Origin of the sequence: Pseudomonas fluorescens (genome assembly GCF_012974785.1) — a bacterium.
In the GTDB taxonomy this organism is placed as follows: Bacteria; Pseudomonadota; Gammaproteobacteria; order Pseudomonadales; family Pseudomonadaceae; genus Aquipseudomonas; species Aquipseudomonas fluorescens_BT.
This window is the reverse complement of record NZ_CP027561.1, coordinates 2,883,006-2,908,413: the sequence shown is the minus strand read 5'-3', so window position 1 is coordinate 2,908,413 and position 25,408 is coordinate 2,883,006. Positions and strand designations below refer to the sequence as shown.

26 protein-coding genes and 1 tRNA gene are annotated in these 25,408 nt (G+C 59.6%); 8 read left to right on the top strand and 19 right to left on the bottom strand.

The window, feature by feature from the left end; translation table 11 throughout:
* Nucleotides 1–7 precede the first annotated feature (7 nt).
* The 5 genes from C6Y56_RS13065 to C6Y56_RS13045 form a co-directional block, all read right to left on the bottom strand.
* A complete protein-coding gene (locus tag C6Y56_RS13065; protein WP_169430219.1) occupies nucleotides 8–1,603 on the bottom strand; it encodes a ShlB/FhaC/HecB family hemolysin secretion/activation protein in 1,596 nt (531 codons plus the stop codon).
* A 63-nt stretch (nucleotides 1,604–1,666) separates the two neighbouring features.
* Nucleotides 1,667–2,278: a transposase gene (locus C6Y56_RS13060; RefSeq protein WP_169430218.1), complete on the bottom strand. Its 612-nt coding sequence runs from the start codon at nucleotides 2,276–2,278 to the stop codon at nucleotides 1,667–1,669.
* A 296-nt stretch (nucleotides 2,279–2,574) separates the two neighbouring features.
* Complete coding sequence (locus C6Y56_RS13055) at nucleotides 2,575–3,783, bottom strand: DSD1 family PLP-dependent enzyme (RefSeq protein WP_169432636.1); 1,209 nt, start codon at nucleotides 3,781–3,783, stop codon at nucleotides 2,575–2,577.
* 74 nt (nucleotides 3,784–3,857) lie between these two features.
* Complete coding sequence (locus tag C6Y56_RS13050) at nucleotides 3,858–5,186, bottom strand: D-arabinono-1,4-lactone oxidase (protein ID WP_169432635.1); 1,329 nt, start codon at nucleotides 5,184–5,186, stop codon at nucleotides 3,858–3,860.
* Nucleotides 5,187–5,262: 76 nt separating this feature from the next.
* Nucleotides 5,263–5,625, bottom strand: a complete 363-nt coding sequence (locus C6Y56_RS13045) for a c-type cytochrome (protein WP_169430217.1) — start codon at nucleotides 5,623–5,625, stop codon at nucleotides 5,263–5,265.
* Between the two features lie 230 nt (nucleotides 5,626–5,855).
* Here C6Y56_RS13045 and C6Y56_RS13040 point away from each other — a divergent pair, with 230 nt between their 5' ends.
* Together C6Y56_RS13040 and C6Y56_RS13035 are read left to right on the top strand one after the other, a co-directional pair.
* Nucleotides 5,856–7,481, top strand: a complete 1,626-nt coding sequence (locus C6Y56_RS13040) for an NADP-dependent glyceraldehyde-3-phosphate dehydrogenase (protein WP_169430216.1) — start codon at nucleotides 5,856–5,858, stop codon at nucleotides 7,479–7,481.
* Between the two features lie 46 nt (nucleotides 7,482–7,527).
* A complete protein-coding gene (locus C6Y56_RS13035; RefSeq protein ID WP_169432634.1) occupies nucleotides 7,528–8,568 on the top strand; it encodes an FUSC family protein in 1,041 nt (346 codons plus the stop codon).
* A gap of 3 nt (nucleotides 8,569–8,571) precedes the next feature.
* On the opposite strand, the gene C6Y56_RS13030 is transcribed toward C6Y56_RS13035, so the two are convergent.
* Nucleotides 8,572–9,465, bottom strand: coding sequence for a DMT family transporter (locus C6Y56_RS13030; RefSeq protein WP_169430215.1), 894 nt, complete (start codon nucleotides 9,463–9,465; stop codon nucleotides 8,572–8,574).
* A gap of 141 nt (nucleotides 9,466–9,606) precedes the next feature.
* On the opposite strand from C6Y56_RS13030, the gene C6Y56_RS13025 reads away from it, so the two are divergent.
* Together C6Y56_RS13025 and C6Y56_RS13020 are read left to right on the top strand one after the other, a co-directional pair.
* Nucleotides 9,607–10,044: an Lrp/AsnC family transcriptional regulator gene (locus C6Y56_RS13025; RefSeq protein WP_064381847.1), complete on the top strand. Its 438-nt coding sequence runs from the start codon at nucleotides 9,607–9,609 to the stop codon at nucleotides 10,042–10,044.
* Nucleotides 10,045–10,101: 57 nt separating this feature from the next.
* A complete protein-coding gene (locus tag C6Y56_RS13020; protein WP_169430214.1) occupies nucleotides 10,102–10,428 on the top strand; it encodes a YceK/YidQ family lipoprotein in 327 nt (108 codons plus the stop codon).
* Nucleotides 10,429–10,501: 73 nt separating this feature from the next.
* Here C6Y56_RS13020 and C6Y56_RS13015 read toward each other — a convergent pair whose 3' ends face one another.
* Entirely contained in the window at nucleotides 10,502–11,173 is a 672-nt protein-coding gene (locus tag C6Y56_RS13015) for a Bax inhibitor-1/YccA family protein (protein ID WP_027613775.1), read from the bottom strand.
* Nucleotides 11,174–11,295: 122 nt separating this feature from the next.
* Between C6Y56_RS13015 and C6Y56_RS13010 the strand changes: the two genes are divergently transcribed.
* The 4 genes from C6Y56_RS13010 to C6Y56_RS12995 all read left to right on the top strand — a co-directional run bounded on the left by C6Y56_RS13010 (nucleotide 11,296) and on the right by C6Y56_RS12995 (nucleotide 13,849).
* Nucleotides 11,296–11,383: transfer RNA gene (locus C6Y56_RS13010), tRNA-Ser, on the top strand.
* 200 nt (nucleotides 11,384–11,583) lie between these two features.
* Nucleotides 11,584–11,793 carry a hypothetical protein gene (locus tag C6Y56_RS13005; RefSeq protein ID WP_169430213.1) on the top strand — a complete coding sequence of 70 codons (210 nt, stop codon included), beginning with the start codon at nucleotides 11,584–11,586 and terminating at the stop codon, nucleotides 11,791–11,793.
* A gap of 83 nt (nucleotides 11,794–11,876) precedes the next feature.
* The gene (locus C6Y56_RS13000) at nucleotides 11,877–12,572 is read left to right on the top strand and encodes a hypothetical protein (protein ID WP_249314422.1); all 696 of its coding nucleotides are present in this window, start codon (nucleotides 11,877–11,879) and stop codon (nucleotides 12,570–12,572) included.
* Between the two features lie 458 nt (nucleotides 12,573–13,030).
* Entirely contained in the window at nucleotides 13,031–13,849 is an 819-nt protein-coding gene (locus C6Y56_RS12995; RefSeq protein WP_169430212.1) for a toll/interleukin-1 receptor domain-containing protein, read from the top strand.
* 67 nt (nucleotides 13,850–13,916) lie between these two features.
* On the opposite strand, the gene C6Y56_RS12990 is transcribed toward C6Y56_RS12995, so the two are convergent.
* From C6Y56_RS12990 to C6Y56_RS12935, 12 genes are all read right to left on the bottom strand, one after another.
* The gene (locus C6Y56_RS12990) at nucleotides 13,917–14,417 is read right to left on the bottom strand and encodes a lysis system i-spanin subunit Rz (protein ID WP_169432633.1); all 501 of its coding nucleotides are present in this window, start codon (nucleotides 14,415–14,417) and stop codon (nucleotides 13,917–13,919) included.
* Nucleotides 14,417–14,950 (bottom strand): glycoside hydrolase family 19 protein, encoded by a 534-nt coding sequence (locus tag C6Y56_RS12985; RefSeq protein ID WP_169430211.1) that lies wholly within the window; start codon nucleotides 14,948–14,950, stop codon nucleotides 14,417–14,419. Before C6Y56_RS12985 ends, C6Y56_RS12990 begins: the two co-directional genes overlap by 1 nt.
* A 49-nt stretch (nucleotides 14,951–14,999) precedes the next feature.
* Complete coding sequence (locus tag C6Y56_RS12980) at nucleotides 15,000–16,049, bottom strand: phage late control D family protein (RefSeq protein WP_123377009.1); 1,050 nt, start codon at nucleotides 16,047–16,049, stop codon at nucleotides 15,000–15,002.
* Nucleotides 16,050–16,146: 97 nt separating this feature from the next.
* The gene (locus C6Y56_RS12975) at nucleotides 16,147–16,353 is read right to left on the bottom strand and encodes a tail protein X (RefSeq protein WP_169430210.1); all 207 of its coding nucleotides are present in this window, start codon (nucleotides 16,351–16,353) and stop codon (nucleotides 16,147–16,149) included.
* A complete protein-coding gene (locus tag C6Y56_RS12970) occupies nucleotides 16,328–17,173 on the bottom strand; it encodes a phage tail protein (protein ID WP_108225745.1) in 846 nt (281 codons plus the stop codon). Before C6Y56_RS12970 ends, C6Y56_RS12975 begins: the two co-directional genes overlap by 26 nt.
* 9 nt (nucleotides 17,174–17,182) lie before the next feature.
* Nucleotides 17,183–19,840 carry a phage tail tape measure protein gene (locus C6Y56_RS12965; RefSeq protein WP_169430209.1) on the bottom strand — a complete coding sequence of 886 codons (2,658 nt, stop codon included), beginning with the start codon at nucleotides 19,838–19,840 and terminating at the stop codon, nucleotides 17,183–17,185.
* A 150-nt stretch (nucleotides 19,841–19,990) separates the two neighbouring features.
* Nucleotides 19,991–20,590, bottom strand: coding sequence for a phage tail assembly protein (locus C6Y56_RS29455; RefSeq protein WP_142579942.1), 600 nt, complete (start codon nucleotides 20,588–20,590; stop codon nucleotides 19,991–19,993).
* Between the two features lie 11 nt (nucleotides 20,591–20,601).
* Nucleotides 20,602–21,105 carry a phage major tail tube protein gene (locus tag C6Y56_RS12955; protein WP_169430208.1) on the bottom strand — a complete coding sequence of 168 codons (504 nt, stop codon included), beginning with the start codon at nucleotides 21,103–21,105 and terminating at the stop codon, nucleotides 20,602–20,604.
* 13 nt (nucleotides 21,106–21,118) lie between these two features.
* A complete protein-coding gene (locus C6Y56_RS12950) occupies nucleotides 21,119–22,285 on the bottom strand; it encodes a phage tail sheath subtilisin-like domain-containing protein (RefSeq protein WP_169430207.1) in 1,167 nt (388 codons plus the stop codon).
* 101 nt (nucleotides 22,286–22,386) lie between these two features.
* Nucleotides 22,387–22,830 (bottom strand): phage tail assembly chaperone, encoded by a 444-nt coding sequence (locus C6Y56_RS12945; RefSeq protein ID WP_169430206.1) that lies wholly within the window; start codon nucleotides 22,828–22,830, stop codon nucleotides 22,387–22,389.
* A 2-nt stretch (nucleotides 22,831–22,832) separates the two neighbouring features.
* Nucleotides 22,833–24,806 (bottom strand): phage tail protein, encoded by a 1,974-nt coding sequence (locus tag C6Y56_RS12940; protein ID WP_169430205.1) that lies wholly within the window; start codon nucleotides 24,804–24,806, stop codon nucleotides 22,833–22,835.
* A complete protein-coding gene (locus tag C6Y56_RS12935; protein WP_169430204.1) occupies nucleotides 24,799–25,407 on the bottom strand; it encodes a phage tail protein I in 609 nt (202 codons plus the stop codon). The genes C6Y56_RS12940 and C6Y56_RS12935 overlap by 8 nt, the downstream gene beginning before the upstream one ends.
* Nucleotide 25,408: the final 1 nt, after the last annotated feature.

Sequence of the window (25,408 nt, the reverse complement as noted above, 5' to 3'; positions counted from 1 at the left end):
CTCCTTGTTAGAAAGTGGCCTGAAGGTTGAAGTGCAGGCGCGATTCCTGTTTCGAGGTGTTCGGCCCTTCGAGTAACGGGTAGCCCCAGTCGAGGCTGCCGGACAGCCATTTGCTCAGGCTGGCGCGGGTGCCGAGGCCGACACTGGCCAGGGCGTAACTGGCGTCCTGGTCCGGCAGTTCGTCGCGCAGGTACAGTTGCGCGCCTTCGGCAAAGGCGTAGAAACGCCAGTCCTGCATCCAGGTGCCGGTGTACTTGGCCAGCGACGGTGTACGGACTTCCTGACTGAACAACACACCGTCATCACCGGTGCGCTCGGCGGCCAGATAACCGCGTACCGAAGTCGCGCCGCCGGCAGAGAATTGTTCGTTGGAGACCAGCGGCCCCGACGCCAGCTGGAACGCGGCTTTGCTCGCGCTCTGCCAGTCGCTGTCGAAGGTCCAGGTGAAACTGGTGTCGCCCTTGAGCACGGCGAAACTCGGTTTGGCGCGGTAGCGCTTGTAGTCGAACTCTTCGTCGGAGCTGCCGTAACCGAAGAGGCTGCGGGTGGCCGCGACCAGGCTCAGCCCCAGGCCTAACTGGCTTTTTTCGCTGTAGCGAAAGCCGTTGTAAGCGAAGGTGAACGGCGCGTACTTGAGCGGCACCTGGTCGCTCTCGCCGGACAGGGTCAGACGTTCGTCGAAGTCCTTGAAGTCGATGCCGGCCGACAGCGAGTTCGACCAGTTGCCGCTGGACGGGATCGTGTAGATCGCCGCTACGCCATAGGAATGGCCCTTGCCGAGCACGTTGCTGCCGCCGATGGTGGCGACGTTGCTGTCGGACTGATAACCGGAGAACTGCACGCTCCAGCGGTCGGTCAGCGGCGCGCTGTAGGAGCCGGACCAGACCTTGGCGTTGTCGGTGTCCTGCGGCGCGGTGAAGTAAGTCAGGTTGATGCTGTGGCCGAGTTGCCAGAGGTTGTTGTAACCGAGGCTGGTGACGGCACGAAGCTTTTCGGTGTCGGCGCTGTAGTCGTTGTTCAGCCCCACGCTGGCGGTCCATGGGTTCTGGTCTTCGACCTGCAAGTCCACGTCCATGGTGCCGGGGCGCTGACCTTCGCGAACCAGCGGCATCACCTGCCGGCCCGGGGTCTTGTTGAGCTGCGCCAGTTCACCCTGAACCTTGGCGAAGTCCGGCACCTCGCCTTCCTTCAGCGCCGGAACGTTGTCGCGGATGTCCAGCGGCGAATAGTGTTTGGCGCCGACCACCCGCACCCGGCCGACCTTGGTTTCGCTGACTTGCAGGTAGACGATGCCATCAGCCACCGCCTGCTCCGGCAATTCGACGAACACCGATTGGTAGCCGCGTTCCTGATAGGCCTTCTGCAACGCATCGCGGGCGCCTTCAATGTCGCTCAAGGCTTTTTGCGGGCCGAGGAACGGGTACACCGCTTCCTCGATCGCCCGCGCATCGAGCACGGTATTGCCACGCACAAAGTATTCGTTGACGTCCACCAGACGCTGCGCCGCTGCGTTTTCGGCCTCATCGGCGAACACCGGCTGCACGCCGGCCGTCACCAGCAGCCAGCCCCACAGCGCCAGCCGTGACGTGAAAATCTGCTCCACACTACCCCCTGAAATTCGCGATGAACCTGTTGGCGTCTCTGTTGCGTCAATTGCTGGTCGCTGTTAATTGCTGACTTGCGGGGCGCAGGCGTGCTTGCCCAGCCAGGTGTGCAGCAGCGCGAAGTTCAACGAGAACTCGGGCATTTGCAGCAGCGCGCCGCAGAACACTTCGCCGATGATTTTCTGGATGAGCTGCACCGCACGCGGCTCGTTGAGCAGCGTGGCGATGTCGCGACTGAGGACGTTGAAGCTCCAGACTTTCTGGTTTAGGCCCAGGCCAACGAACCAGCGGAACAGCAGGTTGTAATTGAGTTGTTCGTAGAGCTGCTGCTCGCTGGGCACCGAATACAGCAGTTGCAGGAGCAGAATATGCATCACCGTTTGCGCCGGGATCAGCATGCCGGGTTGGGCATTGAGGTCGTGCAGGAGGTCGCCGTGAGCGTCGAACAGGTCATCGATCTGCGGGCGCAACAGCACCAGCGAATGACCCGACGGAATGTAGCTGGAGACCTCTTTCAAGGCACCCTGCCAGTCATCCTGCGACACGATCCAGACCCACGGCGCGCCGTAGCGATACACCGAAACCGGCTTCTTGCGCGCGGCTTCGACGATCTTCGACAGGCGTTGATCGAGTTCCTGCATGCCCACTTTCGAGTAGCGTTCCATAGTCCCCATTGCCTCACTCCCGGCGTCCCGCCTCGGCTTGTGAAAAGCGCCCAAAGGGCCCCTCAAGCGCGTTACATAGGCATGACCGGACTGGCGATGTGCTACCGAACTTTTGTCATAAAAGCTTCATTACAGAAATTGATCGGGGAATTGCAGACACCACAAAACCTTGTGGGAGCGGGCTTGCTCCGGGCGGCGCTCCGACGAAAGCGGTGTGTCTGTCACTTAGAGAGTGGCTGACGGGACGCCTTCGCGAGCAAGCCCGCTCCCACAGGGTTATGGGTTTTTTTCAGAAAAACATTCCGTCAGGTGTAGACGGGCCAAATGTCGACGATCTTGCCACCACGCACCGCCAGCAAGTCACCGAATTGCAGGAGGACGGCCTCGGTCTGGGTCGGGCGCAGGAACACCTGATCCTCCACGGTCAAGCCAACGGCATTCGAACCATTGACCATCTCCTGATTCGAGCTACGGCCGTAAACACCATTGCTCTGCAATCCCGGCGGCGATTCGAACTCGGCCATCCAGTTGCCGCCGTAGATGAAGAAGGTCTGGCGCTGGTTGGTGTCCCACCACGAGAACAGCTTGGACTTGTTGTCCAGCGCCGGGATGTTCACCGCTCCCGTGCTTTTCAATACTGGCGTCGCGATGTAAGTGGCTGGTACGTGTTCAACCAGTGACGGCAGATCGTAATGAGTCGGCTTGAGCATCGCCGTCCCCACCGACACTTCGCTGCTCAGGCTCTCGTTTTCATGCATGCGGTAACTCGGACTCCCCGCAGTGTTCAGGCACAGGCCGTCATGCCACAACGCCGGGTACTGTTGCCGGGTGAAGTCGACACAACGCTGATAAATCACCATCACTTTGGCGAACAGTTCTTCGGGCGAACCAAGAATCCCCGGCACGCCCATGCCCACGAACGGGTCGTAGCCCATGAACCCGGCAAACTCCAGGTGCTGCGGGTTGGCGGCGATCAGCGCGAGCATCTGCCCGAGCACGTTAAGGTCACTGACGCCGCCCCGGTGCAGGCCGACGTCCAGCTCGATATTGATCCGCATCCGCGTGCCCAATCCCTGAGCCAGTGCAAAGTATTGCTGCAGACGTTCGGGGCCGTCGAGCAGCCATTGCAGTTGTTTCGCGGGATCGAACGGACCTTTGTGGGTTTGATAGAACAGCTCTGCCGAGCGCACCGGCAGTGGCTTGCCGAGCAGGATGTCCGACTGCGGGAAGGTGACCGCATCGTGGTTGAGAAATGGCTGATGAAACGACATCAGTCGCTGCGTCCCGGCGCGCTGGCCGATGTAGCTGAGCAGGCCCGGTGACGGCAGAGATTTTTCCACCAGCCGCAGTTGCTTGCCGCCACGTTTGACCGAGCGCATGACCACATCAATGTTGTGATCGAGGCGATCCAGGTCGATCAGCAACACCGGCCGCATCGGGCCTTTGGTCTTGAGTTCATTGTTCAGCGCCCGGAAATATTCGCTGTAAGGCCCGCCGCGATCCCCCGGTCGCAGCCATGCGCCAACCCCCACCAGCAAAGCGCCAACACCCAAAGTCCCGAGCACGAAATTACGTCGATTGACCGCCATCAGCTCACCCCCAGAATCGACGACAGATGCCCGTTGAGAAACTTGCCGCTGGGGTCTAGCGCCTGGCGTACCTGAATGAATTCCTGCCAGCGCGGATAGAGCGTTTGCAACGTGCGGGCATTGAGCGTGTGCAACTTGCCCCAGTGCGGGCGGCCGTTGTACTTCCAGAAGATCGGCTCGACGGCGGCGAAGAAGTTGTGATGGTCCATCTGGTAATGCTGGTGGACCGAGATCGAACAGCTGTCGCGGCCCTCGAACATGCTCAGCGGAATATCGTCGGCCTTGACGTAGCGGTACTCGATGGGAAACCAGGTGCGCAGGTCCTTGTCGCGGATCAGTTTGAGAATCTCGCGCAGACACGCCGGGCCGTGTTCGGCGGGCACCGAATATTCCATTTCGTTGAAGCGCACGGTGCGCACGTTGGCGTAGATGTCGAACGAGTCGCCGATCCGATCCTCGAAACTCGCCAGATGCCGCAGGTTGTTGAGCAGCGAACTGCGCAGGCTCGGGAAGTCGCTGCCGTATTTGTCGATCTTCTCGATCAGCGTCACGAACTCGTTGCCGCCCTCCTCTTCGGGCGGGATCGGCGGTGTGGCTGGATCGGTGGTTTCGTTGAGGGCGATGGACAGGGCGTAGTCGGAATGGGTGACAACGAGCATTTCCCAGTGTTGGTTTTCGCTTGTGTTCTTGTCCAGGTCTTCCAGCAGCTCTTCGGTTTTGGCGATCCACTGGGTTTCTCGCAGGCGATAGGCCGGGCGGTTTTGCAGGCGAATTCTCGTCGCCACGCCCAGCGCGCCGAGGGATACCCGGGCGGCGTTGAACACTTCGGGATGGCGTTGGCTGTCGCAGTCCAACACCTCGCCGCTGGCGGTCACCAGTTGCATCCCGCAGACGTGAGCCGAGTAGGACTGGAAGGTTTTGCCGGTGCCGTGGGTTGAGGTGGAAATGGCCCCGGCGAGGGTTTGATAGTCGATGTCGGCCATGTTTTGCAGAGCCTGGCCGACGTCCTTGAGCGGCCTGCCCATGCGCGACATCGGCGTGCCGGCGGCGAATTCGGCTTGCAGGGTTTTCGGGTCGTGATCGAGCAGACCGTTGAAGTAGCTCAGCGACAGCAGCGTGCCGTCGGTGGGTACCAGCGCGCTGAAGGAATGCGCCGAGCCGACCGGGCGAATTTTGCCGGGGGCCTGTTGGATGACTGCGGTCAATTCATCCAGATTCTTCGGTGCCACCCGCGCCGCCGGCAGGCAACTTTGCCCGCCCGACCAGTTGCGCCAGGGAATCAGCCGCGGTGCGCGCATCAACTGGCCCAGCGCCGGATTGGAAGCCAGCGCGCTGAACGCCCCGACGATGCTTGCCCGTTGCAACAACTGCCGGCGTGTCAGATCTATCGGCATGCCAGGATCCTTATTGTGGAAGCGGCTGGTCGGCCATGAAGCCGATCAACTGAAGGAATTGTTCTTCCGAACACTCGACGCACTGGCCCATCGGCGGCATGCCGTTGTAGCCATTGATGGCGTGGTCGAGCAGCGTATCGGTGCCCTGCCGGATGCGCGGTTCCCAGGCCTTGCGGTCACCGGTCAGCGGCGCATTCGCGGCGGGGTTGGCGTGGCAGAGCTGGCAGCTGTTGGCGTAGATCTGCGCCAGCGCCGGGTCGGATGGCATGGCGCTACGGGCGGTGCCGGATGAGGTCGGGGGTTTGGCATCTTCGCCGCAACCGGCCAGTGCAACGGCCAGCATCAGCAGCCAGGTGAATCGGAATGCCCGCATAAAGATCCTCGCGTGAGGTGCTGCGTATTGTTGTGATCACACCATAAGGCAGCGACGGCCGCGGGTTGAGGGCATTGCGGGACAGTGAGGGGGGCATCCGGGGCCAGTCAGGGCTCATGCCCGCGTGACATTCCCGTGACATTTGCGGGTTTAAATTTCAGTGAATTCAGGCGTATAACCTGTAAAGCCTTTTCCAATCGGCCCGCCGACATCTTCTACGGGGTAGCGACATGACCACAGCAAACATCCTTGGCAATCTGTTCCCTTCTGTCAGCGACATCCCGGAAAAATACCGCCTCGACGGTCAGATCGAGCAACGCGAATATCTGGTCGACGGCGAGTTGCGCCGCTGGGACGGCCCGCTCGCCACCGTGCGCAGTCCGGTCTATCTGCACGGCGACAACGGCGACGAACAAGTGATCCTCGGCAGTACGCCGCTGCTGGACGCCGACACCGCCCTCACCGCCCTCGACGCCGCCGTGCGTGCCTACGACCGTGGCCAGGGCCTCTGGCCGACCCTGCGCGTGGCCGAGCGCATCCAGCACGTCGAAGCCTTCCTCGGGCGCATGCGCCAACAGCGCGACGCCGTGGTGAAACTGCTGATGTGGGAAATCGGCAAGAACCTCAAGGACTCGGAGAAAGAGTTCGACCGCACCTGCGACTACATCGTCGATACCATCAACGCACTGAAAGAACTCGACCGCCGCTCCAGCCGCTTCGAGCTGGAACAGGACACCCTCGGCCAGATCCGCCGCGTACCGCTCGGCGTGGCGCTGTGCATGGGGCCTTACAACTATCCGCTGAACGAAACCTTCACCACGCTGATTCCAGCGCTGATCATGGGCAACACCGTGGTGTTCAAACCGGCCAAGCTCGGCGTGCTGCTGATCCGTCCACTGCTCGAAGCCTTCCGCGACAGCTTCCCCACCGGCGTGATCAACGTGATCTACGGCAGCGGCCGCGAGACCGTCAGCGCGCTGATGGCCAGCGGCAAGATCGACATCTTCGCCTTCATCGGCACCAACAAGGCCGCCAGCGACCTGAAAAAACTGCACCCGAAACCGCACCGCCTGCGTGCAGCATTGGGGCTGGATGCGAAGAACCCCGGCATCGTCCTGCCCGAGGTGGATCTGGATAACGCGGTCAGCGAAGCGGTCACCGGTTCGCTGTCGTTCAACGGCCAGCGCTGCACTGCGTTGAAGATCCTTTTTGTGCATGAAGACGTGGTCGAAAGCTTCATCGAGAAATTCAACGCGAAACTGGCCAGCCTCAAACCGGGCATGCCGTGGGACAGCGGGGTTTCGCTGACGCCGCTGCCGGAATCGGGCAAGGTCGATTATCTGCACAGTCTGGTGGCTGACGCGCACAGCAAAGGCGCCCAGGTGGTCAACCCGAATGGCGGTGAAGCACGGGCCTCGTTCTTCTACCCGGCAGTGCTGTACCCGGTGACGCCGCAGATGCGTGTCTATCAGGAAGAACAATTTGGCCCGGTGGTGCCAATCGTGCCGTACCGTCATCTCGATACCGTGATCGACTATGTTCTGGAATCGGACTTCGGCCAGCAACTGAGCATCTTCGGCACCAATCCGGTGGCCGTCGGCCGACTGGTCGACACCTTCGCCAACCAGGTCGGGCGGATCAACCTGAATGCCCAGTGCCAGCGGGGCCCGGACACCTACCCGTTCAACGGGCGCAAGAACTCCGCCGAAGGCACGCTGTCGGTACACGATGCGCTGCGGGTGTTTTCGATCCGCACCCTGGTGGCGACCAAGTTCCAGGAGCCCAACAAGGACCTGATCAGCGAGATTATTCGCGGGCGGGATTCGAACTTCATCGCCACCGATTACATCTTCTGAGGAGGAATAAACGCTGAGCACTTTCAGCCCCCACCGCTGGCCGCCGCTGTTGCGGCGGATCCTGCGGCCGCTGCTGGACCCCTACCGTCGCTACCGACACGCACGGTTGATTCACGCGGTGCGGGTGGCGCTGGGGTTGCTGGCGACCATCCTGCTGACCACCGGCATCAACCTGCCCCACGGCGAATGGGCGTCGGTGACCATGCTCGTGGTCATCGGCGGCTTGCAGCACCACGGCAACATCGGCAAGAAAGCCGCCGAACGCGCCACCGGCACCTTGATCGGCGCCGGCGTCGGTCTGTTGCTGGTGGCGCAACAGGCGTGGCTGGGCATGCCGTGGCTGACCTATTTTGCAATGGCGGTGGTGTGCGGATTCTTCTCGTATCACGCCATCGGCAAGGGCGGCTACACCGCCCTGCTCTCGGCCATCACCGTTTTCATTGTCGCCGGGCATGGCGACAATCCAATCACCGACGGGCTGTGGCGCGGGGTCGATATCCTGATCGGTATCGCCCTGGCCCTGGCCTTTTCCTTCGCCCTGCCGCTGTACGCGGTGTATTCGTGGCGCTACAACCTGGCCGATGCCTTGCGCGATTGCGCCACGGTGTACGGGCGGATCATCAGCGGTGAACCGGTTTCGGCCGATGAACATCTGAAACTGATGGGCCGGTTGAACACCGTGATGGTGCAACTGCGCTCGTTGATGCCGTCAGTGTCCAAGGAAGTGAAGGTTTCGATGACCGAACTGGACGCGATCCAGCGCAACCTGCGCATGTGCATCAGCACGCTTGAAATCCTCGGCAATACCCGGCCGGACACCAGCGATCCTGAAGCGATGGCCCACCTGCAATCGGCCTTGAAGGCCGAGCACCGGCAGATCCGTGTGCAACTGATCGGCATGGCCCGGGCCTTGAAAACCGGTGCGACCCAGCGCCTTGGGCGCCCGCTGGAGTTGCCGGACGCCAGCCTCGACGCGCCGGTCTACAGCCCGCTCGACGGTTACCGTCTGCTGACCCGGCAACTGGCGTCCAACATCGGCGAGATGCGCCAGCGCCTGGCGAAAACCGCACCGCGCTGGAACATCTGAGCGTTACTGCGCCGCCAGACGCCGCGACTTGAAGCCCCAGCCCTGTTGCATCCCGGCGGCGGCCAGCAGGATCGCCGCCACGCCGATCCATTGCAGGGTCTGCAGTTGATGGCCGAAGGCGAACCAGTCGACGAAAATCGCCGCAATCGGATAGATGAACGACAGTGCGCCGGTCAGTGCCGTCGGCAGTTTCTGGATCGCGCCGTAGAGCAATACATACATCAGACCGGTGTGAACGATGCCCAACGTCACCAGGCTGGCCCAGGCAATGGGCGCCTGCGGCAGCGCTGAAAAATGTGCGAACGGCGCGAGCAGCAGCACGCCGGTGCAGACCTGGATCAACGCAATCAAGTGCGGGGGAGTGCCGGTCAGGTGCTTGATGATCAACGCGGCAATGGCGTACAGAAACGCCGCCCCCAGCGCCAGCGCGATCCCCATCAGGTAATCATTCCCGCCCTCGCCTTGCCCGCCATGGGCACTGACGATGGCCAGCATTCCCATAAATGAAATCCCCAGCCAGAACAGCTTTTGCAGGGTGATTTTCTCGCCGAGAAACAGGGTGGCCAGTCCCACCAGCATGAACGGCTGCACGTTGTACACCGCCGTGCCAATGGCGATCGAAGCCCGGGAATACGAGGCGAACAACAGCACCCAGTTGCCAACAATCGCCATGCCGCTGAGCACCGCCAACAGAAACGTGGTGCGGGTCAGAATGCCCGGGCGCAAGAAACCGAAAGCGGCGCAAATCAGCAGCAAAGTGCCGGAACCGAATACACAGCGCCAGAACACCACATCGAGTACCGGTTGACCGGACACCAGCACGAACCAGCCGATCGTCCCGGATATCAGCATGGCAGCGGTCATTTCGAATGAGCCGCGCCGGATTGTTTTTTCCATCATCAATCTCCTTAATGTGTGGCAAAAGTATGCCAAGCGAGATCGGGGCTTCTCCAGCGCAAAAGGCAGGCTAAACTCGATTTCTGCCTTTTTTATCAAGGGTGGTTTTCGCCATTCACCTAATGCGGGAGTTTTTTTTGCATGACCGACGATATCGACCAGATTCTGATCGGAGCCTTGATGGAAGACTCCCGACGCTCGCTCAAGGCCCTGGCACAAATCAGCGGATTGTCGTCACCGAGCGTGGCCGAGCGCTTGCGCCGGCTGGAGGAGCGCGGCGTGCTCAAGGGCTACACTGTGGAGATCGACCCGAAATGCTTCGGCTACCAGTTGCAGGCCATCGTCCGGGTGCGCCCGTTACCCGGGCAATTGCAGGAGGTGGAACGGCAGATCCTGTCGATTCCCGAGTTCACCGAGTGCGACAAGGTCACCGGCGAGGACTGCTTCATTGCCCGTCTGCATGTGCGGTCGATGGAGCAACTGGACACCCTGCTCGACCGCCTCAATACCCTGGCCGAGACCAATACGGCCATCGTCAAGAAAACACCGGTCAAGCGACGGTTGCCGCCGATGGCCTGAATACTTTTCAAGCATGTACGGTGTAAATTGTGGTTTTTCCGGCTAAGGAACGGCGATATGAAAACGCAGGCAATGATGCTGACAGCACTGATGCTCGCGGGGTGCGGGACGGTGCAGACCGTGGCGTTCAGCGACAGGGTCTCCGTGAATCAACTGAAGAACCAGAAAACCTACTGTGGTGCCGTCCCGCGCATCTACAGCGGCGCGACTTACGATTTTTGCATGCTGCACGCAGAAAAACCGGATGACGTCGATGCGTTCAACTACAAGAACGCTTCTCCCGGCCTGCTGGTCGATGCGGCGGTCTCGGGGGTGCTCGATACCTTGCTGCTGCCCTACACGATCTACAAGCAACACACCGATGGCAGCATGATCATCAATTGATCGTCTGATCACGTTTTTGCAGGCAACAAAAAACCCGCTTTCGCGGGTTTTTCGTTAACGCCGATTCAGTCGATCAGTCGTCGCGGCTCATGATGCCGAAGATCTGCAACAAGCTGATGAACAGGTTGTAGATCGATACATACAGGCTGATGGTCGCCATGATGTAGTTGCGTTCGCCGCCGTGGATGATGGCGCTGGTCTGGAACAGAATGCACACCGACGAGAACAGCACGAAACCTGCGCTGATCGCCAGTTGCAGGCCGCTGATCTGGAAGAACATGCTCGCCAGCGTCGCACCCAGCAACACGAAGAAACCGGCGGTGATGAAGCCACCGAGGAAGCTCATGTCCTTGCGGGTGATCAGCACGTAGGCCGACAGACCACCGAATACCAGTGCCGTCATCGCGAAGGCGGAGCTGACCACTTCAGCACCGCCCTGCATGCCCAGGTAACGGTTGAGGATCGGGCCGAGCAGGAACCCCATGAAACCGGTCAGGGCAAACGCCGACACCAGGCCCCAGGCCGAATCACGAAGCTTGTTGGTGAGGAAGAACAGACCGTAAAAGCCGATCAGCACCACGAAAATGTTCGGGTAACCGACGCGCATCTGCTGGGCCACGAAAGCCATCACACCGCTGAATGCGAGGGTGAGTGCCAGTAGGCCATAAGTGTTGCGCAGGACGCGGCTAACCTCTAGCTGCTCAGCCTGCACGCTGTTGTGAACTGCGTAATCCTGTTCGCGCATGGCGACACTCCTGTTGGTTTGAAACGTTCAGTCGCAAAGATCATAACAGACGCTCTGTAACAAGCCATGCACAGAGTTTGACAGTGTGTTTCATTCAGGTATTATGGCGCCCGCAACGCAACGGAGGTGTGGCCGAGTGGTTTAAGGCAACGGTCTTGAAAACCGTCGACTGTAACAGGTCCATGAGTTCGAATCCCATCGCCTCCGCCATCTTATGTATGACAAAGCCCTGATTATTCAGGGCTTTGTCGTTTCTGGGGGCTCAGATTTTTGGGGCTTTTTTCGAAGCGTTACAAAACTTTTTGCAACGCGTTACAAAACTTTCCCCTCTCCGGCATCCTGCCGATCGTTAAAACACTCTTCATGTAACACGATGCTACGCTGGTTCTTTGGCTATCAAGGAAACCAAAATGCCCAACTCAGACCTACTCCCTTCCCTACTCTTCAAGATCAACGAAAACCAACTCGCCCCCGAAGCCGCCATCATGGAGCTATCGAATTGGGTAGAGCAGCGCGGGTCGGCCGATGTCGCCGATAACGTCCGCGGGGCCCTCTGGGCGATCGACAAGAACGAAGAGTTCATCAAGATGACCTTGGCAGTTCTAATGACGCCCGACTGACAGCTCGTCGCCTCCACCTCGCCCACCTGCTCCATCTTGATTACTGTGCATAAATACAGCACTTGTACAGCGAACCCCGCAGCATGAATTTCGACGAAGCAAAAACCCTACGGCTCCAAAGATGGCGCGCGACCCTCGACGGTCACGACTTCCGTCTACAGAACCCAGAGGGTCATCGGGAAACCCTCCACGAGATGACAGCGACGCTCCTCGGTGAGGGCTTGATCGACCGGCTTGAGCAGTTCGACATGAACGAAATGGCAGACGCCGCTTACTGGCACGCCGTCGAGGAGATGCAGAACTCGCTCGGACACTACCGTGGCGCATCGACCTATGATGTCGTTCAGATCGATAACGGCAATCTGCTGGGCACTATCAGCCGGTCAATCTTCAACTTCAAAAGTGATGAGCCGCGCGGCGCTTCCTCCGCCTACGACGGAAAGGTCTACTCTGACGCCGATGGTGTGAGGCTAACCTTGGGACTTTCCCGAAAGATTGGACGGATTACAGGCTTGGTGCTGGAAATGAATGGGCGCCAGTATCAGTTGGTCGAGACCGAACGAATGATCGCCGGCATCACCTACCACTCTCTCTCTGACGCTGACGCCTATCGAGCGCTTATAGATGCTGCGCAAGTCGCGCAGGAGGAACGAGATCTGCGCGCTTCGAAAAGGTGCGGCCTCACATTGAGTCGGCAGCTTTCCGCATTTGCACTGCCTGCCTTGATCGCTTTGATGCGCGCGATGATTGCCAGGCCTGCGCCGGAAAAGGTTTTGTGACGAAGACAGCGCCATTAGGTCTACGCTGATAGATCGATGCGAGAAACGGGCAATGTGCGGACGACTCTCCCAGTGTAGCGGCATTCACGACATCGTTGCAGCGCTGAGCATGCCGAACGCCCTGATCAACTCGACCGGGGAGCAATCCTTTGAACGGTACAACGCAGCGCCGACTTTCTAGCTCGCTCTTTCAAATAAAGAATGCTAGTTCCTGCACGCCGATACGGTCCGCCAGGGATGGCCCCGCACTGACCAAGGATTGCACAAAGTTTTTTCGATGCCGTAGAAAGGTGGGCAGACCGACACCTTTGGAAGATTAAAATCGTTGAGCACGTAAAAACGGATGAAGTGTTAGGTCTTTTTAGATCATTAAATCTCATGATAGGCTCCGACTTGAAAGACTGTTACGCTCTCAAATTGATGCTACAACCCACAACGCCTAAACATGAGCACATAACATGTCACAGAAGATGATTTTCCTCTCACACATACACGAAGAAAAAGCACTTGCACTTATCATACAGCAAGCGATAGTAGAAGAGTTCAGCGGCTTTGTTGATGTTTTTGTTTCATCAGATGGAACCAGCATTCCAGCTGGTGCAAACTTTCTAAAAAAAATAGAAAATGGATTAACCAACTGCGTAGCAGCAATATATTTAATAAGTAACACATCCGTTAAGCGAAACTGGATAAACTTTGAGCTCGGAGCGATATGGATAAGAAACCTGATTAACATAAACGAAGAAAAAAATGAAATCCCTTTGCTTCCGATATGCCATTCAGGAGCTTCACCAAGCACTCTGCCTTCACCTCTGAATAATCTAAATGCCATATCGGGCAATCAAGCGAGCCAGCTTGAATTCGCATTCAAATCACTACAATCTGCGGTAGGCGGTAGAGGAAAACTAAAAACAGATTTCAACAAACTGGCAGAAAAGCTAATTGATTTTGAGTATACACACAACCTAGGTGCAAATATAGCAACAGCGATTAAGCTTTTACTCCCAGCAAAAGAGCTAAAAGGACTAATTGAAAGTTGCGAACGCTTAGATCCAACGAGGCAAGAGCTCTGCTTGAAATTAGAAAACATTGAAAACTCGATTATCAAGAAAGTACGGGCAATGGCTAATAACGAACTACATTCAATTATAAGAATCGAGTCAATATCGTCAGGTTTTGGGTTTGGGCCGAATGGCTCCGTCAGCATGGAGTCAATTAATATGTATTTGTCACCAAAACTTATTGTCGATGCAAAAAAACTGATACTTGACATTTAATAATCTCCAACTCCGACCACTCGGCGGTTTCGGCACATCGCAAATCAACAGCTTTTGAGTTGAGGCCCTACTGCCGACTCAATGCGTTGATGTAGTCCTGACACGCATGCAGCGCGATCAATCCCCGGTCGCCGGTGTCGGTGATGGCGATAATTCTTTGAGCATGCGCTGGGTCAAGTCGGGCGCGTACTGCTGCATGATCCACGCCGCCGGCGCCGGAGGCGGCTGGCATCCCAAAGCCTTTGGTTGCGTCGAGGAGGACTGACAGGCGGACATCAGCAGTGGCAAGGCGATTGCGCAGGTGATCTTGGTCACGTTGGGCATCAGTCATTTTCCTAAAGTAGGTTTGCTCGCTGGCCGACAGCCGCTGCTCGAGCGCCAGCCGCTTAACTTGCTCAGCCTGCTGCGTGGCGGCGGCGGCCTGAGTCAGTTGATTGAGGGTTTCGGCGTTCAACCGCGCCTGCTCGGCCAGTTGCCGCCCGTACCGCCAGTCCTGAAACTGCCAGGCACTGCCAGCGCCGATCAGTACCAGCGCCAGCACAACAACTGTTTTCCACGGGACGGCGATCACACCAGCACCGCCTGCGCACGCGACCAAATCTCCAGTCGATCCTGTAAACCATTCAGACCGCCATTAATACGGCGAGTGATGGTGTTGAACTGGTCTCGGTCAGCCAGATCGTTCAGCCCATTCTGCTTCCAGAACCACGCTGCTGACATGGCGGCATACTGGGGCAGTTCCAGCAGCTCCGGCTGAGTGATCAGGTTAAGGCCCAACGCCTCGCCACAAGCGGCATAGTTCGCCCGGCCGGTAATCTGGATCAGACCCCGGCCACGATATTTCGAACCATCACCGGGTTGGGTATTGCCCAGATCTGCGCGCCCCTCGTATTTCGCTTGAGCCGGGGTCGGTCCCCAGATCTCACGAACGTAGCGCAGCTGTCCAGATTCATGGCCGAGCTGGGCGATGAACGCGGCAACACGCTTTCTACCGACGATTTGGTAGCGTTGCATTGCTGTATTCAGGACAGGTACAAAAACGCCCGCGACTGGGCGGGCGTTGGGGAGGATCTGCAGCAACTGCTGCTGACTGATAGCCATACAAACTCCAGACATAAAAAAGCCGCACTAAGGCGGCGATGGGATGTGGTTACTGCTTCTCGATGTTCACAACCTTGAGTGGTGGTTTTGGCCCTTTCTTTTTCTTGCCCTTGGATTTACCGGCTTTGCCGGCATTGCATTCGACCGTGGTGGACCAGCCGGACTGGGTGAATACCTGCTCAACCGAATCCGCCAGGTATTCGCCATCAAGCCCGACCTTGAAACCCTGAGCGATGATCGGACGCTCGGCGAAGATGTCCGTCCGGCCGGGCATTTCAAGCCGCACATCGGCGGTCGAGCGGTTGAACGCTGACAAACGGGCCTTGGCCGCCGCTTCAGCAGCGCCCTTGTCTGGGTAGATATGGCGGTCGGTATGCACTGCCGGCAATCCGTCCGGAGCGTCATCGTTGTCGATGGTAACCACCGCGAGCTTGCCGTTCTTTTTGTCCTGATGCTTGGTGGCCACCGCCTTGTGCGAATTGCGATCGCCGAGACTGAATTGCCAGCGGCTAAGGTCACTGCGGGTCAGCGTGATAGCGCCAAATGCTTTGCCGCTGGCCGTCTGGCCACCTTGGCGCGGCATCACCAACAGCTTGCCGTCGGCAACCTTGGCCGTGCAGTCGTATTGCTTGGCTAGACGGGTGATGAAATTAAAATCGGACTCGTTGAGCTGGTCGACCCGGGCGACCTTGGTCGACACCGGACACACCGGCGTCCAGCCATTGCGCGCGGCCACGTCAGCCACGATCTTCGACAACGGCACGCCTTCCCAGCTTCCGCTACGAATGGTCTTGCCACTGCCACGTACGTCGCTGGCCTTGCCCTTGATCACGATCGTGTCCGGCGGGCCTGACACCTCGACCGTGTCGACGGTGTAACTGCCCATACGCGTCAAGGTCGTTTCGGCATAGCCCAGGTAGATCTCGATTGAGCTGCCACGCCGTGGCAATTGCACTTGCCCATCACGGTCGTCGATACGCAACTCAAACTCGTCGGACTCCATGCCCGGCTTGTCAGAGGTGCGCAGCAACAACAGCCGATCATTGATCTTCGCCGTGACGTCGGCCCCATCGGCGACAATTCGAAACATCGGAGTCATGGTTTTTTCCAATAAAAAACCCGCACAAGGCGGGCCAGAAAAACAAGGTGGCGTTACGCGTAACGCGACGCGGCGCCGGCGAAGGCATCGCCCCAGGTCAATCCCACAAACTAACGCCTTCATTGGTCGGACTGGGCAGATCCGGCAGGACGATGATCACGCCCAACCGGAAAGGCTGAGGCTCATCGGCCAGCCCCTGATTGGCATCGAACACGGCCTCCACGCTGCCATTCAGATGGCCGTAAACGTCGTTGCAAATGACATCGAGCATGTCGCCGTCAGACGTCCTGCATATCGTCGCCATAACGCTCAAACTCCAAAGTAAAACCCTGTTTGCGGGCAATCCCGCCGTGCAGCAGTGCGGACTGTTCCTCGTTGATGTTTTTCAGGCACCACGTCCCGATCACCTCGCCATAGCCCGTAGTCAGGGTCAGCGGCTGCAGCCTGGCCCCGATGGAACGCAGCGTGTCGAGCTGCTTTAAACCGCCTTTGAAGCCCGGATAGATGGTGCCCTTGAGCGTCAACTTTTCATCGCCCATACCGATGGCCTGCTTCGCCGGCCGGCGCGTCAGCCGCTCCTGCGAAGCCCAGCGGAATTCGGTCGAACGGCTCAGCTCGTCGAAAGCTGCCGTGTCCAGATTGAAGTAATACGGCTCAATCTTCGGATCGCGCGGCTGAATGATCATCAGATGTGGGAACGGCTTCACCGCCTCCGGTGCCGGCGTGGCCTCCACGGCAAAGGAACTGGTGGGCACGATGTTGGCCAGCGACGGACTGACCTTGCCGGCGACGTTGTTGATCGCCGTGGCTGCCTTGCCGGCCTGCTCCTTCAACGTGCCCAGCCGATCCTGCACTTCAGCCGCCGCCCGGGTGGCGCGGCCGTAGACCGCGACCACTTGACCAACCTTGGCCTGGGCTGCGTCGACGCCGCGCATCACCCGCTGAAGTTTGGCGCCGATGGCCGGACCAACAAACGGGATGTTCTCCAGCTCGGACGCGGCGCCGGTCAGTTCGCGGATCGCACCGTTGACCGGGGTCAACATGCCGTCAGCACTGCGCCGTCCGGTTTCCGCTGCCTCGACCAGGTACTTCAGGCTCGATTGCATCTGCTCCATGTAAGCCATGAAACCTCCTTAGACATGGGGTTCGTCGTACAGCTTGGCGGCGTTACTCTTTGCCGCATCCGCCATCATTCGCTGCATGTGCGGCATCAGGTCCTGCGCCAAGGTTTGCGGGTCCTTGACATCACCCTGCACCGTGACCGGCATGCTCAGCGAGTACTGAAACTGCTGGTCCACCTTGGCCGGCACCGGTTTTTCTGGCTCCTTGGGCTGGATCGCCGCCGCCGATTTGAGCGGCGCCGTCACCGCCATAGAGCGCGCGACATCCCCCAGCGCCGGTCCTTGCTGGCCCGCTGACGCCATCATGAGCGGCGTGGTTGGCACCGGTGCCTTTGCCGTCTGTTCGGGCTTTTCATCCTCGCCACCGAACAGCGATTTACCCAGGGATCCGCCCAGCGCCGCGCCGCCCTGACTGCCGAGGTAAGCACCAATCAGGCCACCAATAGCCGTGCCGATGATGGGCACCACCGAACCAATGGCGGCACCAGCTGCTGCACCGGCCATGGTGCCGGCCAGATTGCCGGCGGCCGCACCGTAGCCTTCGGCTTTTTCGTCCTTGGTCTTGGCGTTTTGAAAGGTTTCAAAAGCCATCGCACCGGACTCCAGCAGCGTGCCGCCAGGAATGACCTTGGCCGCCTTGCCGACCTTACCGACGGATTCTGCAACGACGCCGAGCTTTGACAGCACCCCACTTGGAACGGCAGGGGCTGATGGCGTCGGGATCGAAACAGGTGGACGCGGAGCCGGAACAGATGGACGTGAAACCGGAACAGGTGGACGAGGCACAGACGGGCGAGGCCCTCTCGAACTCGGCAACGACCGACGCCGAGCGCTGCGCCTTGACCCACGTCCACGTCGGCGCGATTCGCCCGACACATCCACACCGCCACCCATAGCACCGGCATTGACGACGAAAACCTTTTTGACGCCGTCGTTACCTGCGCCAGTTTCAGTGCCAAGGCCGCCGCCCGTTGCCGCTTCCTTCACCCGCGAAACAACATCCAGGCCAGTCGCTACCAGATCAAGTTCTCCGGGCTTTTGATTGCCGGCGTCTCTTTCTCTACTGCCACCGCGCGAACCGCGTGCAAGGTTAAGTAGCCCCTTGCTGATTTTGATCGTGCTGAAGATACCTTTTAAGGCGATCAGCCCCGCCCCGACCGTGGCGATACCGGCAACTACCCCGGGCGCGCTATCCGTCAGCGACGTAATGCCTTTAGTAACCTTGGTCAACGACTCGGCCACAGTGTCCGTCACCGGGCGCAGCGCATCACCGATGCTACGCATGGCGTCATCCATCGACTGGGCCATTTCCGCCCATTTCTGCGATGACGACTCACGCCGCTCGGCGAGGTTCTTGTCGAGGATCCCGGTCGCTTCACGCGAATCGTTTTTGAGCTGGCTGTATAGCGCCTTGTTCTGCATGTAGGCCGACAGAGCGGCCTTGACCTGCATGTCGGCGAACAGGTCGCCGGTGCGCAAGGATTCTTCCAGCGAGGCCATCATGGCCTTGGCCTTTTCAGGATCGGCTTGCTCGCTGATTTTTGCCGTGGCCTCGGCCATTTTCGCCGCACGCTTCGGATCGGTCGCCTGAATGTATTTCTGAGCCAGCGCCATACTGGTCTCAAGCGTCGACATGCCGTTCTGCAAACCGGTCTGCATCGACCCCTTGTAGTCGATACCGGCCTTTTCGTAAGCCTTGACCGTATCGCCCGAGCCGATTTTGCCCATCCAGTTTTTCAGGTTGTTGGCCGCTTCATCCGAACTGCCGGCCTGCTTCATCTGCACCTGCAACATGGCACCCAGTTGCGTCACCGCATCCAGGCCGGTGATACCGTTGCTGGCCATGTTGGCCAACAGTTCGGGAAACCACTTGGCCATATCAGCCGCTTCAAAGCTGCCCGCCTGCCCTTGGTAAGCGATCGCCTCCAGCGCCTGCTGCATCTGCTTGGGGTCGGTGATCTTGGCGTTCTGCCCCAGGGCGTTGATCATCTTCGCCGTGTCGACACCGCTGGATCCCTGCCCCACGACAAACTTGGCCGCGACAGGCGCGTATTCCAGCGCCTTGCTCAAGTCCATACCGGCGCCGACCAACTGATTGACCACGTCGGCCACATCGTTGCGCGCCATGCCGGTGTCGCGTGAAGTGTCGATGATCTTGCGCGACATCTCCTGCTCTTGCGGCTTGTTGGCAATGCCGGCCTTGATCGCGATATCACGCACAATCGCGCCGAAATCAGCGCTGACCTTGGTCGGTACCGCCATGGCACCGACGCCGACCACCGCCGCACCGACGGCGCCTTTCATGCCCTGTACGCCAGAATCAATTTGCTGATGCCCTTTGGCTTTCAGCTCGGCTTTGTTGGCCGTCTGCCCCATCGAGCGATAGGCTTTTTCCAGTCGCCCGACCTCGATCCCCTGCTTTTTCAAGCTGTCGAGGTTCGAGTTCAAACGGTTGAGTAATTTGGACGCGCCGGCAGCGCCGGTGTCGTGAGCCTTTTTCCATTCCTCGCGCAGGCGGATGGTGTCGCCAATCGTGCGCTGCAGCACCCGCGCTTTGTTGCCTTCTGCCTCGAGGCGCTTGATGCGCCCGGTCACGTCCTTGAACGCGGCGCCGACCGTGGAACTGACGGCACCGCCGATCACCAGCCCGAGGGCGAGTTTGTTTGCCATGTCATGGCCCTCATGTGCCCAGCACTACCGGTGGCGGCTCAATCCGTGAGCCACCACACCATATCCGCGAACGGCATCGACTGGATCTCGGCGGCGGAAAATCCGGTTTCCGCCGCCAGACGTTTCGCCGCCGACTTGATAACGCTGGGGTTAAAGCCCGTCGTCGTTGTCCATGCGAAAATAGCCGGCCTGCAAGCGGTTAAAATCCACCAGCTTCAGCCCCTCCAGATCCGCGACAGGCGCACCGGACAACGCAGCAAACAACACCAGCTCGCGCTGCTCATCGTCGCCACCCACTTCACGGTTGGCCGCCCGCACGTCGCCCACGGTCGGCGAACGCAAGGCCAGCTTGTCGACGGTCACGCCGTTGATTTCACTCGGACACGACAGCGTCACCAGCACCTGATCGGTGGTCAGCGACAACCATGCCGGCATCGAATCCGAATAATCGGTTTTCGGCACCAGGTGCGAATACGCCGTCTGCACGCGGCGATAGTCGGTCAGTTTGAGGCCTTCCAGATCCTTCAGTCCGACCTCAGCCAGCCCGGCAAACAGCATCAGTTCGCGCTGTTCGTCGTCGCCGTTGGCGGCACGGTCGGCCGCCCGCACCTCACGCACGGTCGGGTTGCGCAGGTTCAACGTCTCGACGTCGATGCTATTGGCTTGGCTTGGACGGGTCAGCGTTACGACGGCACCGACTGCACTGAGCGACAGCCAGGCCGGCAGGTTTTTAGCGATTGCTTGAGTCATCTGAAACTTCCTTACAGGCCGAGCGCGTTGCGCACTTCGAGCAGTTGGTCTTTGCCGTCGATCATCTGGACGCCGGCGACCATGTCGATTTCGTACATCAGGCGTCCGTCGATTTCGAGCTTGTAGTAGGTGACCGCAATCGCGTGTTTGATCTCGGCCGCATCACCGGCTTTCCAGTCACCGAGATCGACCTCTTTGAGGCGACCGCGCAGAGTGGCAACGACCGCTGTCACCGCGCCCTTTTGGCCCTTGAAGGCACCTCGGAACGTGGCGTTGAACGCCGTGCCGTCAGCCAGGCCGAAGTACTTCAGCGACTCGCGGCGCACGCCCTTGGTGACAAACGAGGCTTCCATTTTCTCAAGCCCCTGATCCATATCGATGGGGCCGGCCATGCCGCCGCCACGGTATTCGTCAGTTTTGGTGGTCAACTTGGGCAGCGTCATGCTCGGCACTTCGCCGGCAAAATTTACGCCGTCGACGAACATGTTCGTGTTGTACAAAGTTTGAGGAATCATTTGCTACGCCCCCTTAGGCTGCTTCAAGCACTTCGGTCATCCACTGTTCGGTGACTTCGAAAAGGAAATTCGGGTTTTCTGCCGGCGGCACATCGGTGAAACGGATACGCCAATACACCTTGCCTTGGGCGATCTGGCTGGCCGTGTTCAATTCGGTGTCGGGAAACACTTCAAAGTTGATGATTGCGCCCTGGGCTTTCAGGTCGCGCATGAACGCATCCAGACCGTTGGTGACATCGGTCACGTAGGTCTTGGTGATTGAGCGGTCAACCGCCCACTTGTGCCCGGCCTGCACCGCGTCCATGAGGATGAACAGCGTGCGAACGCGGGTAACGAACGCCCACTTCGGATCGCTCGACAGCGTGCGGTTACCCCACAGGCGATAACCGTCGTCGCGAATGATCGTGGTGATATTGGCGTTGTTGAGCAGGTTGGCCCGGCAGGTCTCGTCGCCGTCCAGGTACTCGACCGCGCGACCGGTACCGGTGATGCCGGTCAACTCCTTGTTCGACGGCGAAGCCCAGAAACCGTATTCAGCATCCGTCCAGGCAAACAGGCCTGCTGCCCAAGCCGAGCCGGGCGCATCGACCGTCGAACTGGTGACGGTGTCCCAATACTTGACGCCCGGGTCGACCATGAACAGGTTGCGACTGCCGAAGTTATCGGCGTAGGCCATGGCGGCCTCATCGGTGGTGCCCGGGCCGTCGATGATGCCGATAGCGCGCAGTTTCTGCGCCACGCTGTCGATGGCCGTGGCCACCGCCTGATTCGCCGTATGGCCCGGCGCGATTAACAGACGCGGTTGGGCGTTGAACAGGCTTTTGCCATCAAGCAGCGCCTGCAGGCCGGTACGCTGACCCGAGGCCAGGACACCGCCGATGATCGCTGAGGTTTGCAGCGCGGCGTCTTCCAGCTTTGGCACGCCGATAGCGACGATCACCGCCTTGGCTTTGACGTAGATCGCCTGACAGGCCTTGGTGATGGCCGAGTCGGCACCGAACGCGGCAATGGCTTCGCGCTCGGTGGTGATCAACTTCAGTTCGCCGGCCTTGGCCGTACCGCCGCCGAGTTGGCCCGGGGTAAAGGTGTCGCACAGGCCGATAATCGACGACGACGGCAGCGAGATGGTGCGCGCCCCCGTCTTGACATCAGTGGTCGTGACGCCGTGAAAGAAACTCATAAAGTCCAATCTCCAGAAACGAAAAAGCCCCGCATAAGCGAGGCTGTGAGGGTGTGCGTTACGCGTAACGGAAAAGAAAACGCCCCGTCAGTGCGGGGCGTCTATTGAAGCTGGCCGGTCATCCACAGCGGTGCGCTCGGTCGATGCTCGGAGAGCGGGAATTGCGAGCCTTGCGGCCAGTCGCGCAACTGCCGGCGATAGGCCTGAAGCTCAGCGTATTGCTCGGCCGTGAGCGAAGTTGCGCCGCTTTCTTCCAGCTCGTCGCGATGCCGGGAAACCAGCGGATCGGACAGGGCCAACTGCGCGTCACGCCAAGCCCGCTCGACCGCCGCCAGTTCGTCAGCAGCGAGCGGCGGCGGATCGATCAGCACAGGCTGACCATCGGGTCGTGACGACATTTTCTTGGGGCTGACCGACAACTCATCGAGCAGCGCCTGCCAAACACTTTCCGACACCTCGACCACGTCCGCCGGCATGTCTGCACCGTGGATCTCGGGGCGATAAGCCCCACAGATGGACGGACTGAAAAATACAACTCTGCTCATCTCTAGTTCCCTATAGCCCGCCAATAGACCTGCCAACCCGCTTGAGCCGCCCCCGACTGATTCTGTACGCGCAACGTACAGCCGGACGCCACCAGATTCGCCCCCATAACTGCGTGCATCAAACACAATGACCCGACGTGCATTGGCGTAATGTTGCGCGGCGCGTTAGGGAACGGAATAGGGAACGTGACATATACATACCCGTTTGCATCCGTAACGCCCGATCCCCACTGCTCAATAAGGCCGTTGGCATTTTTGGCCCACCCCGAGCCGGAAATGCTCGATGCAAACTCCGTGGAGTATTTCAGGGCGGCGGGCCCCTCCTCAAACACCCAATTGGTTTCACCGCACACCAGAACACCAGCCGACCCCGCCGGGATAATGACGCTGTTCACGGTCTTGGCGAGGGCGACGATAATATCCGTCCCTTGCCGGTTAACCACGATGTCGCCACTCGACGAATTCTGAATGTAAAACTTCGACCCGACAGGACTGGCGGTCAACAGCGGAAGCGTCCAGGTTCCAGCCAGAGCGCCGACAATGCGGCGCCCAGCCAATGCAGGCGTTAGCGTAGTGGCCGACGTGGTAATGGTCGTTTGCCCGCTAAAATTCCCCTGCGCTCGCTGCACAAATTCAGTCGTAGCCAACGCCTTGCCGTTATCGAACTGCGGTTGCGTGGTGAAGTGCGCGCCGCCCATCGTGCCCGCAAAGCGAAACATCACCGAGCCGCCAACCAGGCGCCACTGGTCTTGCAGGCGGATGAATTCGGCCGTGTCGCCCAAGGCCAGCACCAACGGGCCGGCCACGCCGGTCGACGTATAGACAACGTCACTCCCCGAACCCACGATTTTCAACCCGCCCGGACCGGCACTGGCCAGCGTGATCGTGGCGCCCTGCGCTACACCCGCTGTCGGTGGCAAGGTCGCCGTGAGCTGCGTAGCGCTGGAGAAACTGTGCAGGCCGCCGACGTGCGACGACGAAAGCACAAGGCTCGCATCGCTGGTCGTGAAGCCCGAGTACTCGAAACCACGACGCTTTAGAAATTCAGTTGTCGCCAGCGACTTGCTGCTATCGAACTGCGCCGGCGTGGGGGCCGTTGGATTGCCGGAGAACGTCGGCGAGAACAACCGGGCGAAACCGTCCGTGATGTTCTTGAACGTCAGCGCGGTGGTGCCTACGACAATCGTGCCATCCGTCACCAGTTGCCAGATCGTGTCGGCCTGAGTAGCGCCGACCTCGACCGCCACCGTCAGGTTCGGCGTCACCTTGGTGCTGTTATCCGCATCCTTGGCCCGCACCCACGCACCCACCGCCACCACATACGGGCCGTTGTCCTTGGCCGCTATTTGGTCTTTCACCAGCACCCGGTCGCCGGCGTTCAGCGAAACCCCGTCCACCACCTGCAAACCGACCAGATTGATATTGGCCGTGGTGGCAGCGCGCACCGACTGCTTGATGTCGAGCTTGCTTAATTCCTCCAGAATCTGCGCTAGCACCCACTCACGGGTCGCCAGCACCACCGCCGGATCAATCTTGAGCGTGATGTTGCCCGTGCTGCTGACCACGAAGTTCATCCGCACTACTTGCGTGCGGCCGGAGCCTTGCGACAGCAGCGGCTTGAAGCTCGGCGCACAGTTGGCCACCGCCACCAGATCCCCGTCAGCGTCGTAGAGGCCGATTTCGCGGATCCACTTACCGCCCTCGTCGGCCGGAATGATTTGCTCGGCGATGATCACCGCCGAGTTGACAGGGTCAACCCGTAGCTGATTCAACGGCTTGCGCCGCCACTCGTTGAGCAGCTTGGTCTGATCGGCCGACGGGATCGGATTCGGCGGATCGGCCAACCCGCCCGGGTTGGCATCTCCAACGCCCATTTCCGTGAGCTTCCAGGCAATGCCAAGCGCGTCAGCATTCGCCTGCTTGGCTCTCCCCACGTTCGTGAGGATCGCAAAAAACTGCGAATTCGCATCAATCATAATAAACGTCCAGGGTGTCTATGGTGTGTTCGCGGCCGACCACGCCAAAGCTGCCGGTGACCTCGATGTCACGCATGACGGGTGGGTAAACGTCGATTTCATCGCCGTCGTAGAGGGATACGGCAATGTCTAAATTGCCTTGGGTTTCCAAACTGATCGCCAACCCGACCAACTGGCGACTGACGGGCTTGGCGTCGTCAATCAGGCGATCAAGCTCCTGATACATTTCCTCGGTGATGCCGGTGTCCAGCACGCCAACCTTCAGCGCGAAGGTACCCGGCACACCTTCGGGCACGGTCTGGAACCACTCGACAATCTCGATCAGGTAACCCAGTGGCTCGACCACGCGACGGATCGCCCCGATCGTGCCCTTGTGTTTGTGGATGTAGAACGACGCCTTGATGGCCGCGCGCTTGGTCGCCTCAGACCACCGGTAATCCCAGCGATCGACCGACCACGCCCACGCCAAATGTGGCAGCAGATGCGCCGGGCAGGTGTCGGGGTTGTAGAGGTCGCGCAGTGGGACAATCGTCTTTTCGAAAAACGCGGCCTCCATGGCCCGTTCCAGTTGCGTGCTGTTGAGCGGCAGTAGACTTTTCATA

Excerpts from the sequence above, each read along its gene's own strand:
- C6Y56_RS12970 (WP_108225745.1), bottom strand. The coding sequence starts at position 17,173 with ATGGCTTACATGGAGCAGATGCAATCGAGCCTGAAGTACCTGGTCGAG.
- C6Y56_RS29455 (WP_142579942.1), bottom strand. The coding sequence starts at position 20,590 with ATGACTCAAGCAATCGCTAAAAACCTGCCGGCCTGGCTGTCGCTCAGT.
- C6Y56_RS12980 (WP_123377009.1), bottom strand. The coding sequence starts at position 16,049 with ATGACTCCGATGTTTCGAATTGTCGCCGATGGGGCCGACGTCACGGCG.
- C6Y56_RS12950 (WP_169430207.1), bottom strand. The coding sequence starts at position 22,285 with ATGAGTTTCTTTCACGGCGTCACGACCACTGATGTCAAGACGGGGGCG.
- C6Y56_RS12985 (WP_169430211.1), bottom strand. The coding sequence starts at position 14,950 with ATGGCTATCAGTCAGCAGCAGTTGCTGCAGATCCTCCCCAACGCCCGC.
- C6Y56_RS13060 (WP_169430218.1), bottom strand. The coding sequence starts at position 2,278 with ATGGGGACTATGGAACGCTACTCGAAAGTGGGCATGCAGGAACTCGAT.
- C6Y56_RS13000 (WP_249314422.1), top strand. The coding sequence starts at position 11,877 with ATGAATTTCGACGAAGCAAAAACCCTACGGCTCCAAAGATGGCGCGCG.
- C6Y56_RS13005 (WP_169430213.1), top strand. The coding sequence starts at position 11,584 with ATGCCCAACTCAGACCTACTCCCTTCCCTACTCTTCAAGATCAACGAA.
- C6Y56_RS12975 (WP_169430210.1), bottom strand. The coding sequence starts at position 16,353 with ATGGCGACGATATGCAGGACGTCTGACGGCGACATGCTCGATGTCATT.
- C6Y56_RS13030 (WP_169430215.1), bottom strand. The coding sequence starts at position 9,465 with ATGGAAAAAACAATCCGGCGCGGCTCATTCGAAATGACCGCTGCCATG.
- C6Y56_RS13020 (WP_169430214.1), top strand. The coding sequence starts at position 10,102 with ATGAAAACGCAGGCAATGATGCTGACAGCACTGATGCTCGCGGGGTGC.
- C6Y56_RS13015 (WP_027613775.1), bottom strand. The coding sequence starts at position 11,173 with ATGCGCGAACAGGATTACGCAGTTCACAACAGCGTGCAGGCTGAGCAG.
- C6Y56_RS12965 (WP_169430209.1), bottom strand. The coding sequence starts at position 19,840 with ATGGCAAACAAACTCGCCCTCGGGCTGGTGATCGGCGGTGCCGTCAGT.
- C6Y56_RS12940 (WP_169430205.1), bottom strand. The coding sequence starts at position 24,806 with ATGATTGATGCGAATTCGCAGTTTTTTGCGATCCTCACGAACGTGGGG.
- C6Y56_RS13025 (WP_064381847.1), top strand. The coding sequence starts at position 9,607 with ATGACCGACGATATCGACCAGATTCTGATCGGAGCCTTGATGGAAGAC.
- C6Y56_RS13045 (WP_169430217.1), bottom strand. The coding sequence starts at position 5,625 with ATGCGGGCATTCCGATTCACCTGGCTGCTGATGCTGGCCGTTGCACTG.
- C6Y56_RS12945 (WP_169430206.1), bottom strand. The coding sequence starts at position 22,830 with ATGAGCAGAGTTGTATTTTTCAGTCCGTCCATCTGTGGGGCTTATCGC.
- C6Y56_RS12955 (WP_169430208.1), bottom strand. The coding sequence starts at position 21,105 with ATGATTCCTCAAACTTTGTACAACACGAACATGTTCGTCGACGGCGTA.
- C6Y56_RS13040 (WP_169430216.1), top strand. The coding sequence starts at position 5,856 with ATGACCACAGCAAACATCCTTGGCAATCTGTTCCCTTCTGTCAGCGAC.
- C6Y56_RS12935 (WP_169430204.1), bottom strand. The coding sequence starts at position 25,407 with ATGAAAAGTCTACTGCCGCTCAACAGCACGCAACTGGAACGGGCCATG.
- C6Y56_RS12995 (WP_169430212.1), top strand. The coding sequence starts at position 13,031 with ATGTCACAGAAGATGATTTTCCTCTCACACATACACGAAGAAAAAGCA.